Origin of the sequence: Marinobacter sp. ES-1 (assembly GCF_000475255.1) — a bacterium.
Classification (GTDB): Bacteria; Pseudomonadota; Gammaproteobacteria; order Pseudomonadales; family Oleiphilaceae; genus Marinobacter; species Marinobacter vinifirmus.
Map to the genome: position 1 here is coordinate 23,160 of NZ_AXBV01000060.1, position 16,698 is coordinate 39,857.

Genomic DNA, 16,698 nt, shown 5'->3' on the forward strand with positions numbered 1-16,698 from the left:
CGGCTATGCTTCCAGCTCATTGACTAACGGAGCCCGAATTCACGGTGGCGAAGCAGCGCGCAGTAACGGACATCCTCCGCCAGTACCATCCGGTGCCGGATCGGTTTGATGAGCTTGGTTCCCTGGGTTCCGGGCCAAAGCCCCATTGGCGGCCGTTGTTGCAACAGTTGAACCTTGAGTCGGTCGCCGGTCTCAATCTCAGGGCTCAGGCGGTTTCCAGCGCGATTGCCGAAGACGGGGTAACCTACAACGTCTACGAAGATCCCCGTGGCGATACCCGGCCCTGGGAAGTCGATCTGCTGCCGCTGGTTCTGGGCGCGGATGAGTGGCAATGGCTCTCGAAAGCGGTCGCCCAGCGAGCTGAACTGCTGGACAGCGTTCTGGGCGATCTGTATGGCGATCAGGCGTTGCTCAAAGAGGGCTTGATGCCGCCGGCCCTGGTTTACGGTCAGGCTGGTTTTCAATGGCCCTGCCAGGGCATACAGCCGGTGAGTGGCCGCTTCCTTCACCTTTATGCGGTGGATCTGGCGCGGGCGCCGGATGGCGGCTGGTGGGTGATGGCGGACAGGACCCAGGCCCCTTCGGGGGCGGGTTACGCCCTGCAAAACCGGTTGGTCATCTCCCGGGCGTTCCCCGCGCCCTTCCACAACCTGCCAGTGACCAACCTGGCGGAATTCTTCCAGGGGTTCCAGAACAGTCTTGCGAGCATGTCTCCGGCGCGAAATGAGACCGCGTTGTGTGTGCTTCTGACACCGGGCCGTTTTAACGAAACCTATTTCGAACATGTATTTCTTGCCCGCTACCTCGGTTTACCTCTGGTGGAAGGTCAGGATCTCACCGTGCGCGATGACACGGTCTACCTGAAAACACTTCAGGGCCTGCGTCGTGTGCATGCCATCTATCGCCGGCTCGATGATGGCTTTTGTGATCCGCTGGAACTCCGTGCCGATTCCGTGTTGGGTATCCCCGGCTTGCTGGGTGCTGTGCGAGCCGGCAAAGTGCTGATGGCAAACGCCCTGGGTTCCGGCGTTCTTGAAAGTGCGGCGCTGTTCGGTTTTCTGCCGGAGATTTCAAAAAAACTGCTGGGTTCACCTCTGGCTATGCCATCCGTGGCCTCTTGGTGGTGTGGTGAAAAACCCGCGTTGGACTATGTCATTGAGCACCTCGATGAACTGGTCATCAAACCGGCATTTGCGAGTATGCGCATGGAGCCGGTGTTCGGTTATCAGATGAAGGGGGCAGAACGGACCGCACTCATCAAGAAGATGAGTGCCCACCCCCATGCTTTTGTCGGGCAGGAGTTGGTTCACCTTTCTCAGGCCCCGGTCTGGAAGGGTGATCAGAACCAGCCGCTGGCAACCCGGTCTATTGGCCTGCGCCTGTTCGCGGCGGCCACGCCCTCCGGCTGGCGGGTGATGCCCGGTGGATTGACCCGTGTCGCCATGGATGAGGGCGTGGAGGTCATCTCCATGCAGCGGGGCGGGTTGTCGAAGGATACCTGGGTACAGTCGCGTTACACTGCGCCATCCAAATCGCTGATCAAGAAACGGTTGCAGGTTTCCGACCTGCTGGATGGCGAGCGGGACACGCCGTCCCGTGTGGGCGAAAATCTGTTCTGGATGGGCCGACATTCTGAGCGGGCGGAAGGCACGGCTCGCTTGCTGAGGGCGGCGTTCAACCGGTTGTCGGGGCATGATCAGGCCAGTGAGGAGGCACTGCTTGGGCTCCAGCAGGCGGCCGAGCAGTTCGGTACCCTTCCTGAGCCGGAAAAAGATGCCGTACCCGAGCCCCTCCCCGAGGCTTTGCTGAGAGCAGTAAGTGACCAGGAATCCCCGGGGTCGATTGCGTCGATCATCCAGGCCTTGCTGTTCAATGCCAGCCAGGTCCGGGATCGGTTATCCACAGACAACTGGCACACACTCAACCGGGTCGGGAAACCTCTCAGTCCGGCGCCGGCGACGCCAGAACAATCAATCCGGGCGTTGAATCTGGTGTTGCTGGATTGCATATCGCTGGCTGGATTTGCCATGGATGACATTACGCGGGACGCCAGTTGGGTTTTTCTGGTGATCGGGCGGCGCCTGGAGCGGTTGGCCAATCTGTGCACCCTGATTTGTGTGCCGCTGTTCAGTGACCGTTTCAGTCGCAACGCCATGCTGGAGTGGCTGCTGGAAGTGGCAAACTCGGAAGTGACCTACCGGACCCGATATCGCCGGACACCAGAGCTTCTGGGGGTGCTTCACACCATTGTGATCGACGCGAGCAACCCCCATTCTGTGATGTTCCAGTTGCGCCAGTTGCAGAAGGATTTACCCGAAATGGGTCAGAAAACCGGACAGCTGTTTTCCCCGGATCTGAACGACTCCCTGCGTCGTTTACAAGGGTTGGATCTGCACCCGTTTGAGCGCAAGCATCCGGATCAGGCCTGCGGAGCTCTGGCAGAGCTCTTGTGTGATATCCGGTCAGAAGCCTATCGTGTATCGGGTGAAATCCAACGGCAGTGTTTTATTCACACCCGGTATTCCGACCGGCCGGTGAAAGCGGATTAAGGCGCCTGTCATGACATTTGTCCGTTACCATGTGCGTCATGAGACCCTCTACCACTACGACCAGGTGGTGGGTGAGTCTCATCACCTGCTCAGGCTGACTCCGCGGGCGCTGCCCTGGCAGAGGAATCTTGAGCATCACCTGGCGATCTCACCGGATCCATCGGCACGTCGTTCCTTCCTGGACTGCTTTGGCAACCGGATTACCAAGATTCATTTCACTGGTGATCACGACTATCTGGAGATCATCAGCGAGTTCTGGGTGGAGCTGCGCGATCGACCGAAGCCGTCGGCAACTGCGGCAAAAGTACCCTGGGAAAGCGTGCGTGACAGCCTGCGGTATCGGGCGGACAGGACGTTTTCGCCGGAACATCTCGAAGCCACGGCGTTCCGGTTTGTGTCCACCAACGTACCCATCGATTCCCAGTACGCCGCTTATGCACGCGAGGCATTTTTCCCCGGACGCCCCCTGGTGGAAGCAGCGGATGCCCTGATGCGGATGATCCATCGCGACTTCCGCTTCGATGCGACGGCGACCGAAACCTTCACCCCTGTGGAGCAGGCGTTCAAGGCCCGTCGTGGGGTCTGCCAGGATTTCTCCCATATTATGATCGCCTGCCTGCGTTCGGTGGGACTGGCGGCCCGTTACATGAGTGGTTATATCCTGACTCACCCGCCCGAAGGAAAGGAGCGGCTGGTCGGTGCCGATGCCACCCATGCCTGGGTAGCGGTGTTCGTGCCGGATTTCGGTTGGCTGGAGTTGGACCCCACCAACGCGCTGAGGCCCGACCTGGAGCACATTACCCTCGGCTGGGGGCGAGACTTCTCCGATATAACGCCGATGCGGGGCGTGTTGCTGGGCGGTGGTGACCATGAACCGGAGATTGCCGTGACCGTTGTTCCGGAGGAGGAGTTTGCCTCGCTATACGGGGATGGAGAAACCTACCTGGAAGAACTCTCTCCCTGAGTTGAGGCCGTCATTGCCAGGGCTGGAACAAAAGCGTTTCTAGCCCTTTCTCGCCAGCCGCTCCAACGTCAACAACGTATCGGTGTAGCGAGCAAATCGTGCCAGATACTCCGGTGACAACGTCTGCATCTCAGCAATAGCCCGGCTTACCAACCGATGCGCGTTCATCGGTCCCGCTTCTTTCGGTGTGCTTTCAATGGCGTGTCGAATTCGCTCGGCAATAACGTGATGGCCCTGGTTCGCCTGGGCTCTGATCATGGCTTTCAGGGGGCGCGGGTTATTGGGTGCTGAGGCTGGATGGGCCTTTGGCGGGTCTTGTGGCGACTGCCCGAACACCCGTTGTTCCAGAACCGACTGTGGCGCTTCAACCGATGCCTCTGGGGTTTCATTCAGCTGGTTCAGCAACCCGGAAAGAGGCGAATTGCCGCCGACATCGGGTGTGGGCTCATCGCGCTGCCCGGCACTGTCCAGCCCAGCCTGATAGTCCGATATCGCCTGTTCCAGCTTCCGCCAGTGCGTCGTTCCCTTATGCAGCCCCTTTGCGCGCAGTCTCTGCTCGAAAGACTCCAGATAGCGGAACCGAACCGGGTCATTCTGATCGGCGCCGTTTTGCCTCAAGCTTTCCAGCAAGGAGGGGCCGGGGGCTTCGCTCATGGTCAATCACCTTCCCCGGTTTCAGTATCCTCAGCCGACGAAGGCGCCCGTGGCACGGTACTGATTTCCACCCGCCGGTTCTGGGCCCGGGATTCGGCATCGACGTTGGGTACTGCCGGGTGGTGAGGACCAAAGGCGGCAGCGAATACCCGGTCATTGGGCAAACCCAGCTCTGTGAGGGTTCGGGTAACCGTCAGGGCCCGCTGATGCCGATACGGCCATCGTGGAACGTCACCAGACCTTTGGTGAGCGGATCTTCGAGAGCTTGCTCCAGAGCCATCCGGCGCTGTTCTTCGGCTTCCCGCTTCTCAATCTCCTCGGCCAGGGATTGGCTGAGTTCCAGCTGAATGCCGATCACCCACACAAGAATCAGCGCCAGAATACCCACCAGCGCCGCCATCAGGTCCGAGAAAATAGCCCAGACCGGTGCCGATTGCTGTTCGCCGCCTTCCAGCTGTTCCATCACCCGGCCTCGCTGGGTTCAGCCCGGCGCAGCGCCGCAGCGGCATCAATCACATCTTTCTGGGCACTGACGCTGAGATCAATCACCTCGCGGGCCTGGGCGACGTAGTAGGCCAGTTGCTCATCGTGCCGATTGCCGGCCTTGTCAAGCGCTGCCTGGATATCCGCCAGGCCGGCGATGACCTGCTGGTTGGACTGGCTGAACAGCTCAATGGCCTGCATGAACGCATCGCTCAGGGCGCCCACTTCCTGGCTGCTGCCGGTAATGTCGTCGCCCAGTTTGCCCAGTTGCTGGCTCTGTTCCTGGATCAGGGTGTTGAAGCGTTCGCTGATGCCGGTCAGGGTTTCGCCAGCGCCGGTGATCAGGGTATCCACCGCCTCCCGCTGACTGTCAGCGGTGCTGCGCTGGTTCTCCAGCAGGGTGTCCAGTTTCTGAACCAGTCGCTGGCGTTCCTCCAGCAGCTCGTTTTCCCGCTCGCTGTTGCGGGCGATTTCCGACTGCAGCTGTCGGATCACCTCGGCGGCGGCCTTCGGTGTTTCCGAGGCGGTCTCAATCAGGCGGGTCATGGGCGCTTCCAGTGCAGTGCCCAGCTCACTCAGGTGGCGTGCTGCTGTGGCTTCCAGTTGTTCCATTCGCTCGTCTGCAGCCCGGGCTCGTTCGTTTTCCTGTTCCCGAAGCTGATCGAGCTGAGCGGCAACGGTGCTGACCAGTTCCGCCAGCCCGGCCTGTTGCTGCTCAATCAACCCGGTGCTGCTGGTCTGGAAATGGCTTTGGTATTGAGTCAGCGCCTCATTGAATGCTGACAGCATGTCGTCACTTTGAACTTGCTGTCGGGCCAGACCGGCCTGCCAGTGTTGCGTTACCTCAGCTCCTGCATTGTTCAGGCGTTCACAGCTCTGTACCAGTTGTTGCTGCTGTTCCTTGAGCCAGGTTTGGTGCTGGTCGTTGATGGCGCCAAGCCAGGTGTGGAGCTGTTCCTGCAACTGGCTTTGATTTTGTTCGCTCTGCTTTGAGAGGGCCGCTAACGTCTCGTGGTTCTGGGCCTGCTGTGCAATCAGATTCTGCTGCCAGCGCTCGCCCGCCTCCGTGGTAACTGTCTGAAACCCGGAGATCAACTCGGTGAGTTGTTCACGGGCATTATCTGCCCAGCTTTGTTGCAGGCCGTGAGCATCCTTCTGAAGTTGCTCCAGGGCCTGGACAACTATGGGCTCAATCCGCTCTGACGCCTGCTTTGCAGTGTTGTCTAATGCCGTTGTCAGGGAGTTGGCTACGGAGTCGGCCAGGGTCTGATAGTGGCGGCCGACCGTGCTGTGGAATTCCTGCTGGTTGTGAGTCAGGGACTGTTCCAGTTGCTGGCCAAGTTGCTCTATGCGCGCCGTCATGCGTTCCATGGCCGAGGCCATTTCGGGCAGGGCTTTGGCCTGGCTTTCCAGTGCCTGAAACGCCTGGTGGCGTTGATGATCTGTAGATAGATGATGCAGCTTGTCGCGCAGAGCACTATCCAGTGCGCGGGAAGCCTGCAACCGGTCCCGGCGGCTCAGGGTGGAGGCCAGCCCCAGCATGGCGGAGGCGGCCACGCCGGCAATGGAGGTGCCGAAGGCGAGACTCAAACCGGCAATCGGTGCGGCCAGTGCGCTGCGAATAGCGCTCAGTTCGGTACTGTTATCCAGCGCCGAGGCGGCGCCGCCCAGGGTCACAATCATGCCCGCAAAGGTGCCCAGCAGGCCCAGCATCACCAGCAGGCCGGTCAGGTAGGGTGTCAGTTGCGGGCCGGGTAATGCGGCGGCATGGCCCTCGATTCGCCGTTGCACCGGGAACTGCATCGGGGCGGGCAGTGTGCCAAGCCAGTGGTTAACCTGCTCCTGGCTTTCAGGTAACTGATGAACCTGTGCGTTCAGTTCGCGGGTTTGTCGGCGGAAATTCACCAGTTCGCCAAAGCCGAGACAGTAAACGGCGCCAATCAGGCCGGTAAACGCCAGCGCCAGCAGGTCGGAACCGACAAATCCGGCACCAATCCAGGCTACCACGGCCAGGCCGATGGCAAACGCCAGGGTAAAGAACAGTTTACTCATGGGGTGTTGTTAACCTCTTTGTGGCAAGCCTCCAGCAAACCCAGAACCGGTTCCAGCCGAACATCCAGTTCAGCGAGTAACAAAGACTGCGCTTCCTCGCAGTAGCGGTGGAACCAGTCGGCCGTTGTGGCCGGGGTGGGGCTTTGCTCCGGGGTGGTCGATCGGTGCTCGAATCGTTGTTCAAGAACCTTGGGAATATGGGAAAAACACTGTGCGGTATACCCGGCCATTGTTTGATCAAACACGGCGTCCAATTCGGCCAGGTGGGCCAGCTTCGGGCCCTGATCTTTCATCGATTTTCGAACCTTGTCCCGCAACTGACGGCTGTTGGCCGCCACTTTGCGTTGCAGCGCCAGCCAGGCATTGAGAGCGGCTTCAAGCTCGGGTTCACCGTCAAACTCCAGATCGGCGCCAAACCCGCGAATACGCTGAACCAGTGCCCTGCGTATTGTCGCCAGCTCCTCGGTTAACCGCTCTACCGTGGCGCCCTGAGGCGTGCCTGGCTGTTTCGCCCGATAACCAATGCCCGCATCCAGAGTCATGGTGTCGCCCAGGCCAAACAGCCGGCTCAGGCGCTCTGCAAAGCAGGGCAACTGGGTGCCATCCAGCGTTGTCGCTGAATCATCCAGTTGGCGCAATAGCCTGGCTCTGGGACCAGTATTTGCCAGAGGTTGCGAGGGCATTGGCTGGGGTTTCACTCCGGTTTCCGCGCAGGTAACGTTCAAAGCTCGCTATTCTACTGGCTAAGCGGAGTGAATGATAATGACTGTAGCGTGAGAAATGAGCGCCTAGCTGGCCTCTGGCACCGGCTCAGGCCGGCGCCAGGCAACCAGGAAAATCATCAGCCCGGCCACGGCGGTGGCAGCCCCTACGTAGCCAGTGGACTGCCAGCCGAAGCCGGCGGTAATGGCCAGCCCGCCCAGCCATGGGCCGAGGGCGTTGGCGAGATTGAACGCGGCGTGATGGGAGGCAGCGGCCAGAGTCTGGGCGCCGGTTGCCACGTCCATCAGGTGGGTTTGCAGAGCCGGGCCCAGGGCTACCATTAATGCGGTCAGGAAGCAGACTACGAGTAACACGGGCAATGAGCCTGTGGCAGACGGAAAGACGCTCAGAATCATGGCGCTGAACACCAGGATCACGCCAACGGCCCGGAATTGCAGACGGTCAAACAGCCAGCCACCAAGCAGGTTGCCCACAAAACCGCCCATCCCGAACACCACCAGGGCCACGGGAATCCAGACCGCATCCACTCGGGTGACTTCCAGCAGTGTCGGGGCAAGGTAACTGAACACCGCGAACATGCCTGCGAAGCCGATGGCACCAATGGCCAGCGCAAACCAGATTTGTGGTTTGTTAAAGGCGCGGACTTCGCTTAACGGGCTGTGCCTTTGTTCCTGGGGGTTTTTGGGCAGGAACAGCGTAATCAGCACCACGGTTAGTAACGACACCAGGCCAACAAAACCAAAGGCATAGCGCCAGTCCATGGATTGCCCCATCACCGTGGCCAGGGGGTTGCCGATCAGTAGTGCAAGGGTCAGCCCCATCATGATCTGGCTCACCGCCTTGGCCCGCTTGTGTACCGGCACCAGTGAGGCTGCCACCAGGGCCGCAACACCAAAGTAGGCGCCATGGGGCAGTCCGGCGATAAACCGGAAAACCAGCAGGGATTCGTAATTGCTGGCCAGGGCACTGGCCAGGTTGCCCAGCGCGTAGAAGGACATCAGAAGAATGAGCAGCTGCCGCCGGAACAGTTGCGCACCGAGAATGGCCAGAATGGGTGCGCCGACTACTACGCCCAGCGCATAGGTGGAGATAAGGTGGCCTACCTGTGGCTCAGAAACGCCGAGATCCTGGGCGACATTGGGCATCAACCCCATGATGGCGAATTCACCGGTACCGATACCAAAGCCGCCCATCGCCAGCGCAAAGACGATCAGCCAGGTTGGAAGGCCGGACTCAGAATTGTGGTTGGCGGCGCTCAATCTGATCTCCTTGATCCAATCAGGGAAGAGAAAGCCCGCCATTGTCAGGGTTGGGTGTGCTAACGGCAATAAGCGATTATGAGGATGGACGTTAGCTTGCTAATTCAAGCCGTAGCGGCGTTCGCGCTCAAACCTGAAAAAGCCCTCTTCCTCTTCCCGTTCGATGGTCGGAGCAGAAAACCCGAAATGTTCCTGGCGAAGATCCGTTAACGCGGCCTCCAGTTGGTCGCCGTTGAGGCGGTTCTCCAAAGCGCGCCTTTCGGCCATGTAGGCTTTGCCTTTCTGCCATTTTTCCTCCCGGCGCTGGTCTTCCTCGGCCAACTGGCGAACGGTTTCTTCGGAGTAGCCTATCTGGCGGCGCAGAGCGTTGATGGTTTGCTGGCGCTTGTCTGCTGGCAGGCTGGCGAGCTGCTGTTGAACGCTGTCCATGGCAAACAGGGCGTGGCCGGTCGCGCCGGAACCCGCCAGTTGCCGGGCCAGATCGGCACCATAGAGTTCGTCGGCAGTGGTCTGAAGTTGGTGAGCCAGTTCGGTCAGTGGCATCTGGTTGGCCTGGTCCAGCCGCGCCAGAGTTTGCTGGAACTGGTCCGATTTCGCTTCCACCGGGTTTTGTTCCTCGGCCCAGATCTGGCTTGCCAGCGGGCCGAAAATCGCTTCGCGTTGCTGCCAGAGTTCGGCGTAGCGTTCCATGTCTGGCAGCCCCTGCAAACGAAGCTCGTGATTGTCGAGCCACCGGTTGTAGCGGTCCAGCTTGGCCATTAACGCGAAAATGCTGTCGGCCAGCTCCGGAAAAGCCGTGGTGATGGCGGACTGGAAAAGCTCGTTACCGGAATCCGGATAACGCGCCAACAGGTTTCGGCGTTCGTTATACAGACGTGCCTGGGTGGCCGGCTCGGTGATGGTGTCGCCGTACAGTTCCAGGTACTTAACGGCCAGTTCAACAACGCGTTGGTCGCCGCTTTGGGTTAGCTCGGCGGTGGGCGTCGCGGCCGCATGTGAAGGCGCGGAGCTGTCGGGCACCTGCCTGGTCGTTGTCTTTGATAACTCGGGCCAGTAATGCGTACCGCCGGCAACCAGTAAGGCCAGGGCACCGAGCGCCAATACGGAGTTGAGTACTTTCATTGCAGCGGTCCTGCGATTGGTCTTGCCGAATACGGTCCCGGCCGTTTTCCGGCCGGGACACGGGGGCCTCAGAGAAGCGGTTGCAGTTTCGGCCAGATCAGATCAGCGATCTTTTTCGATCCACTATCCGCCGGGTGGATACCATCAAAGATGATGTCCCGGTCGTTGATCACCCAGCGCGGATCCACAAACGTGCAGTCCAGTACCGAGTTCTCGCAGGCCCGGGCCAGTGTGGCATTACCGTAGTCGACCGCCTCTTTCATGTCGTCCAGCCGGAACAGGCCGTTCTTGGTGTAGTAGTAGCCGGTCAGAATGCCATTCTGGACGTCGGCTTCGGCCATCTCGTTCAGAAAGTCGACAGCATCTACGTAGATATCATCGATGAAATCCCGACACTGTTTGCTCAGCCGGCCGAAGCGCCACCAGGGTGTTTTGCAGTTATTGGAGTTCAGGGCGATGGCCGGAATCAGGATGTCATTGCCGCCGGCGTCGCCCACCACGGTTTCGATGTCCGGGTTATCAGCAACCGCATCCCGGAACTGCTGGGGAATAGACGGGGCAATCAGCTCGCCTGACAGCTCCGCACCGGAAACTGTGTAGCGGCGGAAGGTTTCACCGGCCCTGGCTTCCAGCTGGTTCTGGATCTCACCAGACAGGGCAAAAATGGAATCGCCCACAAAGACTACCTGGTCGTTGTCGGCATCGGTCACTTTGTCGTTGCTCAGCAGGTATCCGAGCTCACTGCAGCCGGAGAACAGCAGGATGGCAGCCAGTGCCAGAACCGGTTTAATGCATTGGCCGGCAGGCTGCGGGCGGTAATTTGCTTGCTTTGTCATTGTTATAGCTCCTTGAGTAAGGGATAGACGGATCGTCTATAGGTACAGCCTCAGAACTATCGACCAGATTTCCCGGGTTCGCGTAGGGTGAAGGGGCTGATTGGCTTGTCAGATCCGGCCATTGCCTGTCCGGTGTGACCGGGGTCTCACTGGTTGATCTGCGGCAAGTAAACCGGAGCCCAGCTTGTAATTTCTCTGCCAGCGACAAATATAAAGAGTCAGAGATCACGTTTTGATCAGGTGCGAGGAGTTACATGGACTTCAAAGACTATTACGCCGTTCTGGGGGTGAGCGAGTCGGCTACGCCCGAGGACATCAAGAAGGCCTACCGCAAGCTGGCGCGCAAATATCATCCGGATGTGAGCAAGGAAGAGAACGCCAGCGACAAGTTCAAGGACGTGGGCGAGGCCTACGAAGTGCTCAAAGACCCGGAAAAGCGGGCCGAGTACGACCAGCTGCGCAAATACGGCGCCCGGGCCGATGGTTCCTTCCAGCCACCACCGGGCTGGCAGAGTGCGTCCGGCTTTGGTGGCGGCGGATATACCGAAGCCGATGCCCGGCAGTTCAGTGAGTTTTTCGAGGAGATTTTTGGCGGCGGCAGGCGCAGTGGTTTCTCTGGCGCTGACTTTGGTGGCGGGTTTCGCCAGAGCGTGAGAATGCGCGGCGAAGATGTTCATGCCCGGTTGGCCCTGTTTCTGGAAGAAGCCTTCAACGGCTGCGAAAAACAGGTGTCGTTCACAGTGCACGAAGTCGACGACCATGGCCGCATGATGCCGCGGCAGAAAACCCTGAAGGTCAAGATTCCCGCTGGTATGCGTGAAGGCCAGCACATTCGCCTGAAAGGCCAGGGCGCGCCCGGTGTAGGCGGTGGCGAGCCGGGCGATCTGTTCATTGAGATTGAACTGGCACCTCATCCCCATTTCTCCATCGAGGGTCGGGATGTGCTGGTGACGGTACCGGTTGCACCCTGGGAGGCGGCACTTGGCGCTACGGTGACGGTGCCGACGGTCAGCGGAAAGGTAAATGTGAAAGTACCCAAGGGCTCCACCAGCGGGCGCAAGCTCCGGCTTAAGGGCAAGGGGTTCCCGGGCAAGCATCCCGGGGACCAGATTGTGGTATTGCAAGTGGCCATGCCCGAGCAGCACACGGCGGAAGCCGAGAAACTCTACGAGAAGCTGGCTGAGCTGGAGAAAGGGTTTGATCCGCGCAGCAAGCTGCACGTGTGAGGGAGGCGAACATGACGAGTAAAGACCGGATTCTGACCGTGGAAGTCACCGATGCAGATGGCACCACCTTTACCCTGCGCGAGATCTGCGAACGGGGAGACTGCCATGCCGAGTTTGTGATCAAGCTGGTGAACTACGGCGTTATTACTCCGCTGGAGGAAGGGCCGGAGGTCCGCCAGTGGCAGTTCGATGTGGCCGCACTGAGCCGCCTCCAGAAAGCCCGTCGCCTGCAGCGCGACCTGAAACTCAACCTGCCAGGGCTGGCAATGTCGCTGGAGCTTCTGGACGAAGTGCAGGATATGCGCCGGGAGGTCAACCGGCTCAATCAGCGGATTCGCCAGCTAATGGGCGAATAATCAACCGGCCGGGGGCTGAGCGTTGCTGTCAGCCCCCAGCTTTTTCCAGCTTCTGAATTTCCGCGTAGATCTTTTCAGCTTCCTCCATCAAGGTGCCGTGGCTGCGTAGATCGCCGTTGCGTTGCGCGTGCAAAGCCTTGGCCAGCTTTTCCTCATAGGCCTTTTGCAGTTTCTTCTTCGGATCGCTTTTCAAGAACCCCAGCATAACCAGTCTCCAGGTTTGTGTTTCTTCTGCTGTATACGTTCGTTGCCCGGTCAGGTTCAAAAAAAGTTCATGAACAAAAACTGGACAATCTCAAAAATTGGGATATTTTTCCCATTTCACGGTTTGGGAAAAATATCCCAAACTGGCGGCGCGCAGTGAGCATGCGCCGGATTGAGTGAAATCAGCCTGGAGATGGAACATGAAACGTAACGGACTTTCGAAAGCGATCAAGTTGGCGGTGGCCGGAGCTTTGGTGGGTGGCCTGGCGGCCTGTGGCGGTGGTGGCTCCGGCTCTTCCGGTTCCGCTGACACCAGTGCCAGCAGCCAGGGTACCAGCGTGGGTGCGATTACCGGTTTTGGCAGTGTGTATGTGAACGGCACTCGCTTTACCACCGATGGCAGGGTGGACAGCGATGACGGGCTCGAGCGGGAAGACCAGCTGGACAAGGGCATGATCCTGAAAGTGAAAGGCAGTTGGGACGACCGGGGTGAAGGCCGGGCCGATGACATTTCCTACGACGACACCCTGCGTGGCCCGTTGACCGCGGCAAGCTGGGACGCCTCGGCCAATACCGGCCAGCTTGAAATGCTGGGCCAGTTGATTGGCCTGACCAATGAAACCGTCTTCCGTGGCGCAACCCCGGAGCAACTGGCGGCCAGCCCAGCGAGCTACCGGGTGCGGGTGAGCGGCTGGCGGCTGGACGATGGCAGCTTCCGGGCCAGTTATGTGGGCGCCAGGGTTAGCGGACTGGATTTTGACGATGACAATGAGGCTGAGCTGGAAGGCGTGGTACAAAACCTGGATGCCATAGCCCGAACTTTCACCATTAACGATTTCTCCGTCAATTACGAGTTGGCCAGTGGTGATGACGACTTCGACCTGGATGACCTGAGCGACGGCATGGCGGTAGAAGTGGAAGGCTATCTGCAGGCTGGCATCCTGATGGCCAAAGAAATTGACGATGAAGACGACCTGTTTGATGACGACGATGACGTCGAAATCTCCGGTGATCTCTACGACTACGACAGCAGTACCCGAACCTTCCGCATCAATGGTGTGCCGGTGCAGATCGACAGCGACACTGATTTCGATGACATCAGCGCCAGCAGCCTGCAGGACGGTGTATTTGTGAAGGTAGAGGGCGACTTCCGCAACGGTGTCTTGCTGGCCGAGGAAATTGAAGGCCGGGAAGGCGATGACGAGGTGGAAGGCCGGATCGAGCAGATCGACCTGGCCAGTGAAGTGCTGATTGTCAGCGGCGTTCGGGTTCAACTCACGGCCAGCACCCTGATTGATGATGACGACGATGACGGTGGCCGCCGTAGCCGGGTAGACGATATCAACGCCTTCATGGTCGGTGACTATGTAGAAGTGGAGGGTCGCCGCCGGGACGGATACCTGGAAGCCTTCACCATCGAGCGTGAAGACGAGGACGATGATGACGGTGACGACGACTGACCGGTAATCCCGAAACGGGCCGCAGTGCTGGCGGCCCGTTCTGGCTTTTACAATCGCTATGGGAATACAATCCCAAACATGACTGATGCCAATGCCAACCCCCTCCACAAAGCACTGTTCCGCATTTTGCGGCCCCTGGCCCGTTTGCTGTTGCGCAACGGTGTGCCTTTCGGCGAATTCTCCGAACTGGTCAAACGCGCCTATGTGGAAGCGGCATTGGAAGATTTCAGTGATGGCCGGCGCAAACCCACGGACTCCCGGGCAGCGGTTATGACCGGCCTGACCCGCAAGGAAGTCAAACGCCAGCGGGAAATCCTGGCGGGCCAGAACCCTGTGCGGGAATCCCGGTCTAACGCCAACCGGGCCTCCCGTGTGGTGTCTGGCTGGGTGCACGATCCGGCTTATCAGGCTGACGACAAACAGCCCGCCATGCTGGATTTTGAAGGTGCCGGCAGCTTTACTGAACTGGTACGCAAGTACAGTGGAGACATGACGCCGCGGGCTGTGCTGGATGAGCTGATGCGGGTGGGCGTGGCTGTGGTAGAGCCGGACTCCGGCAGGCTCCAGCTAAAACAACGAGCTTACGTACCGGCCGGTGACAGTGAGGATATGCTCCAAATCTTCGGTGAAGACGTATCTGATCTTGTAGCCACCATCGATCACAACCTGATCAGCCGTTCGGCAGGACATCCGCCGCTGTTCCAGCGGACCCTGACCTACGACAACATTCCGGCAGACGTGATTGAACGGTGGCGGGAGATTTCGGCGGAACGGTCCCAGGCGCTGCTGGAACAACTGGACGACTGGCTGGGGCCCCATGACCGGCAAGGGTCTGGAAACCAGGGTGAAAGCGCCAAAAAAGTGCGTACCGGCGTTGGCATTTTCTATTTCGAAGAACCGGTACAACCGGACACCAGCGGAGATAAACGCTCATGAGCCCGAAGATCACAACGGTGGAGCCAGCCCGATGGCAGCCGACCGGGCTGGTGACCACCTTGCTGTCACCCGGAGCCCGGCAGGTGATCAACTGCTGGTTGGGAACCGGTGACTTCCTGGATGAGCAGCACCAGCCCAGAATACTGCTGGCCCTGGCCGAAGGGGATGACGCCTTTACCGACCTGGTGCGTTGCGCCAACCCCGAACTGGTGTCTGCCGTTGTGCTGAACGAACTCCTGCGCAAGGGCATTGTCGAGGCCCTGGAAAGCGGTCATGTTCTGTTAAGACGCAGCGCCTATGCTCCTGCGGGGCAGCCTGAACCGGAATCGGTACTGGCTGAGCCTGAAGACTTGTTCAGCAACGGCATTCCACGCCGCCGCTTCAACGATACCTGATAACCATTGCCGGCCCGGATGGCTGGCGGGAGAGCACAATGACGTCTGACCAACTCCGTAAACGCCTTTCTCTGGCAATCGCACCTGTGGCCTTCGGTATTTTCAGCGTTCAGCGCCTGTGGCGGTGGTGGAGGCGGCGGTATCGGTATAGCCGACGGCGGCATTCGCGGCACCGGCTCCAGTGTTGGGCCGGTTTCCGGGTTTGGTAGTGTGTTTGTGAATGGGGTGAAGTTTGAGACCAGCAACATTCTGAATCGGCGTGTTGAAAATAACGACGGCCTGTCCAGCGAAGATGATCTTGAAAAAGGCATGATTCTTCGTGTTGCGGGGGAATGGAGCCCGGACGGCACGGGTACAGCCGAATCCCTCGAATACGATGACACTTTCCGTGGTACCGCGGCTAATGTCTCGGTAACGACAGTCGACTCCTCCGGATCGCCGGAGGCAGGTACCTTCTCCGTTCTGGGCCAGACTATTTCGTTCGACCGACGCACCGTTATCCGGCTGGATAACGAGTTTGCAGATGCAAGCGCTCTCGAAGGCAAGCGGGTTCGAATCAGTGCATGGCCATCCGGGAATAGTTATCGGGCGAGCTATATCGGTGAGCTGGACACTTTGCCCGAGAACCTGGTCGAGCTGGAGGGCCTTGGGCGTTACGATTCTGGCGACCTGCTGATCGGGACACAAAGAATCATCGTTCCTGGCGACAGCGTTTTCGCTGATGGTTTGACTGCTGATGCGATAGGGCAGGCTGGCCAGCGTATTGAAGTTGAAGGTGAGTATGACGGTGCAATCATAACCGCAAGGACCATTCGCCCGGCCGATGATCGCCGTTACGAGGGGCAAGAGGGCGAGGATATTGAAATTACCGGTACGGTTTCTGATTACACGCCTCGTGCAACAAGCTTCTTCGTTAACGGCGTTGCCGTCTCGATCACGTCAGACACAGAATTTGACGATCTTGATCGAGACCAGCTGACGGACAATATGCTCGTCAGAGTGGAGGGTGACTTCCGTGATGGCACTATAGTGGCGGAAGAGGTTGAGCTGTTTGAAGGGAATGCGGAGGTTGAGGCTTCTGTTATAAAAGCGGGCCGCCTGCCTGACAGTTGGGATATCGGCGGTGTTATCGTTGTTTTGACAAATTCCACCGTGATTGAGTTCGATGATGGCTTATCCTCCATTTCTCCGGGTGTTTCGGCTGAAGTGGAGGGTATAGAGCGCACCGGCAATGATGGAAACGTCTTCCTGGAAGCGCTCACGGTGGAGGTAGAAAGCGATAGCAGCCCAGATTATGAGCTTACCGGCAGGATTGATAGAACTTACACTGGCTCAGGCTCTATAAAGGTGTTGGGCTTGGTGCTGAATAACACCCAGCCCGTCCCGGACTGCGATATTGTCGAGGTAGAATATTTGGAGGGCGGCAGCACCGGCTACGTTGTTGATGAGCTGGAATGCGCAGAAGACGATGATGACTAA

Annotated in this window: 17 protein-coding genes; 8 read left to right on the forward strand and 9 right to left on the reverse strand. The window is 59.0% G+C overall.

Annotated features, from left to right (window positions below):
• The first annotated feature begins 44 nt into the window (after nucleotides 1-44).
• Together Q668_RS11415 and Q668_RS11420 are read left to right on the forward strand one after the other, a co-directional pair.
• A complete protein-coding gene (locus Q668_RS11415; protein ID WP_022989740.1) occupies nucleotides 45-2,549 on the forward strand; it encodes a circularly permuted type 2 ATP-grasp protein in 2,505 nt (834 codons plus the stop codon).
• A 10-nt stretch (nucleotides 2,550-2,559) separates the two neighbouring features.
• Nucleotides 2,560-3,513, forward strand: a complete 954-nt coding sequence (locus Q668_RS11420; RefSeq protein WP_014422409.1) for a transglutaminase family protein — start codon at nucleotides 2,560-2,562, stop codon at nucleotides 3,511-3,513.
• 39 nt (nucleotides 3,514-3,552) lie between these two features.
• Here Q668_RS11420 and Q668_RS11425 read toward each other — a convergent pair whose 3' ends face one another.
• From Q668_RS11425 to Q668_RS11455, 8 genes are all read right to left on the reverse strand, one after another.
• Nucleotides 3,553-4,167 (reverse strand): DUF2894 domain-containing protein, encoded by a 615-nt coding sequence (locus Q668_RS11425; protein ID WP_022989741.1) that lies wholly within the window; start codon nucleotides 4,165-4,167, stop codon nucleotides 3,553-3,555.
• 2 nt (nucleotides 4,168-4,169) lie between these two features.
• Nucleotides 4,170-4,331 carry a hypothetical protein gene (locus Q668_RS17500; protein ID WP_022989742.1) on the reverse strand — a complete coding sequence of 54 codons (162 nt, stop codon included), beginning with the start codon at nucleotides 4,329-4,331 and terminating at the stop codon, nucleotides 4,170-4,172.
• Between the two features lie 29 nt (nucleotides 4,332-4,360).
• Nucleotides 4,361-4,630: a hypothetical protein gene (locus tag Q668_RS17505; RefSeq protein ID WP_022989743.1), complete on the reverse strand. Its 270-nt coding sequence runs from the start codon at nucleotides 4,628-4,630 to the stop codon at nucleotides 4,361-4,363.
• The gene (locus tag Q668_RS11435; RefSeq protein WP_022989744.1) at nucleotides 4,630-6,702 is read right to left on the reverse strand and encodes a DUF802 domain-containing protein; all 2,073 of its coding nucleotides are present in this window, start codon (nucleotides 6,700-6,702) and stop codon (nucleotides 4,630-4,632) included. Before Q668_RS11435 ends, Q668_RS17505 begins: the two co-directional genes overlap by 1 nt.
• Nucleotides 6,699-7,385, reverse strand: a complete 687-nt coding sequence (locus tag Q668_RS11440; protein ID WP_036219811.1) for a DUF3348 family protein — start codon at nucleotides 7,383-7,385, stop codon at nucleotides 6,699-6,701. The genes Q668_RS11435 and Q668_RS11440 overlap by 4 nt, the downstream gene beginning before the upstream one ends.
• A 105-nt stretch (nucleotides 7,386-7,490) precedes the next feature.
• Nucleotides 7,491-8,618, reverse strand: a complete 1,128-nt coding sequence (locus Q668_RS11445; protein WP_227498349.1) for an MFS transporter — start codon at nucleotides 8,616-8,618, stop codon at nucleotides 7,491-7,493.
• Between the two features lie 165 nt (nucleotides 8,619-8,783).
• On the reverse strand, nucleotides 8,784-9,806 hold the full coding sequence (locus tag Q668_RS11450; protein WP_022989747.1) for a hypothetical protein: 1,023 nt from the start codon (nucleotides 9,804-9,806) through the stop codon (nucleotides 8,784-8,786).
• Between the two features lie 68 nt (nucleotides 9,807-9,874).
• Entirely contained in the window at nucleotides 9,875-10,642 is a 768-nt protein-coding gene (locus tag Q668_RS11455) for an SGNH/GDSL hydrolase family protein (protein WP_022989748.1), read from the reverse strand.
• A gap of 254 nt (nucleotides 10,643-10,896) precedes the next feature.
• On the opposite strand from Q668_RS11455, the gene Q668_RS11460 reads away from it, so the two are divergent.
• Together Q668_RS11460 and Q668_RS11465 are read left to right on the forward strand one after the other, a co-directional pair.
• The gene (locus Q668_RS11460) at nucleotides 10,897-11,868 is read left to right on the forward strand and encodes a DnaJ C-terminal domain-containing protein (RefSeq protein ID WP_022989749.1); all 972 of its coding nucleotides are present in this window, start codon (nucleotides 10,897-10,899) and stop codon (nucleotides 11,866-11,868) included.
• A gap of 11 nt (nucleotides 11,869-11,879) precedes the next feature.
• A complete protein-coding gene (locus Q668_RS11465) occupies nucleotides 11,880-12,224 on the forward strand; it encodes a chaperone modulator CbpM (protein ID WP_022989750.1) in 345 nt (114 codons plus the stop codon).
• 28 nt (nucleotides 12,225-12,252) lie between these two features.
• Here the strand turns inward: Q668_RS11465 and Q668_RS17110 are convergent, their stop codons facing one another.
• Nucleotides 12,253-12,429, reverse strand: a complete 177-nt coding sequence (locus tag Q668_RS17110) for a DUF6435 family protein (RefSeq protein ID WP_022989751.1) — start codon at nucleotides 12,427-12,429, stop codon at nucleotides 12,253-12,255.
• A gap of 199 nt (nucleotides 12,430-12,628) precedes the next feature.
• Here Q668_RS17110 and Q668_RS11470 point away from each other — a divergent pair, with 199 nt between their 5' ends.
• From Q668_RS11470 to Q668_RS11485, 4 genes are all read left to right on the forward strand, one after another.
• The gene (locus Q668_RS11470; RefSeq protein ID WP_022989752.1) at nucleotides 12,629-13,888 is read left to right on the forward strand and encodes a DUF5666 domain-containing protein; all 1,260 of its coding nucleotides are present in this window, start codon (nucleotides 12,629-12,631) and stop codon (nucleotides 13,886-13,888) included.
• Nucleotides 13,889-13,966: 78 nt separating this feature from the next.
• The gene (locus tag Q668_RS11475) at nucleotides 13,967-14,824 is read left to right on the forward strand and encodes a DUF6502 family protein (RefSeq protein ID WP_036219824.1); all 858 of its coding nucleotides are present in this window, start codon (nucleotides 13,967-13,969) and stop codon (nucleotides 14,822-14,824) included.
• Nucleotides 14,821-15,219 carry a hypothetical protein gene (locus Q668_RS11480; protein WP_022989754.1) on the forward strand — a complete coding sequence of 133 codons (399 nt, stop codon included), beginning with the start codon at nucleotides 14,821-14,823 and terminating at the stop codon, nucleotides 15,217-15,219. Before Q668_RS11475 ends, Q668_RS11480 begins: the two co-directional genes overlap by 4 nt.
• A 225-nt stretch (nucleotides 15,220-15,444) precedes the next feature.
• The gene (locus tag Q668_RS11485) at nucleotides 15,445-16,698 is read left to right on the forward strand and encodes a DUF5666 domain-containing protein (protein ID WP_152521784.1); all 1,254 of its coding nucleotides are present in this window, start codon (nucleotides 15,445-15,447) and stop codon (nucleotides 16,696-16,698) included.

Bases quoted from the DNA above. Each gene is read 5' to 3' on its own strand.
- Q668_RS11420 (WP_014422409.1), top strand. From the start codon at position 2,560: ATGACATTTGTCCGTTACCATGTGCGTCATGAGACCCTCTACCACTAC.
- Q668_RS11425 (WP_022989741.1), bottom strand. From the start codon at position 4,167: ATGAGCGAAGCCCCCGGCCCCTCCTTGCTGGAAAGCTTGAGGCAAAAC.
- Q668_RS17505 (WP_022989743.1), bottom strand. From the start codon at position 4,630: ATGGAACAGCTGGAAGGCGGCGAACAGCAATCGGCACCGGTCTGGGCT.
- Q668_RS11435 (WP_022989744.1), bottom strand. From the start codon at position 6,702: ATGAGTAAACTGTTCTTTACCCTGGCGTTTGCCATCGGCCTGGCCGTG.
- Q668_RS11440 (WP_036219811.1), bottom strand. From the start codon at position 7,385: ATGCCCTCGCAACCTCTGGCAAATACTGGTCCCAGAGCCAGGCTATTG.
- Q668_RS11445 (WP_227498349.1), bottom strand. From the start codon at position 8,618: ATGGGCGGCTTTGGTATCGGTACCGGTGAATTCGCCATCATGGGGTTG.
- Q668_RS11450 (WP_022989747.1), bottom strand. From the start codon at position 9,806: ATGAAAGTACTCAACTCCGTATTGGCGCTCGGTGCCCTGGCCTTACTG.
- Q668_RS11455 (WP_022989748.1), bottom strand. From the start codon at position 10,642: ATGACAAAGCAAGCAAATTACCGCCCGCAGCCTGCCGGCCAATGCATT.
- Q668_RS11460 (WP_022989749.1), top strand. From the start codon at position 10,897: ATGGACTTCAAAGACTATTACGCCGTTCTGGGGGTGAGCGAGTCGGCT.
- Q668_RS11465 (WP_022989750.1), top strand. From the start codon at position 11,880: ATGACGAGTAAAGACCGGATTCTGACCGTGGAAGTCACCGATGCAGAT.
- Q668_RS17110 (WP_022989751.1), bottom strand. From the start codon at position 12,429: ATGCTGGGGTTCTTGAAAAGCGATCCGAAGAAGAAACTGCAAAAGGCC.
- Q668_RS11470 (WP_022989752.1), top strand. From the start codon at position 12,629: ATGAAACGTAACGGACTTTCGAAAGCGATCAAGTTGGCGGTGGCCGGA.
- Q668_RS11475 (WP_036219824.1), top strand. From the start codon at position 13,967: ATGACTGATGCCAATGCCAACCCCCTCCACAAAGCACTGTTCCGCATT.
- Q668_RS11480 (WP_022989754.1), top strand. From the start codon at position 14,821: ATGAGCCCGAAGATCACAACGGTGGAGCCAGCCCGATGGCAGCCGACC.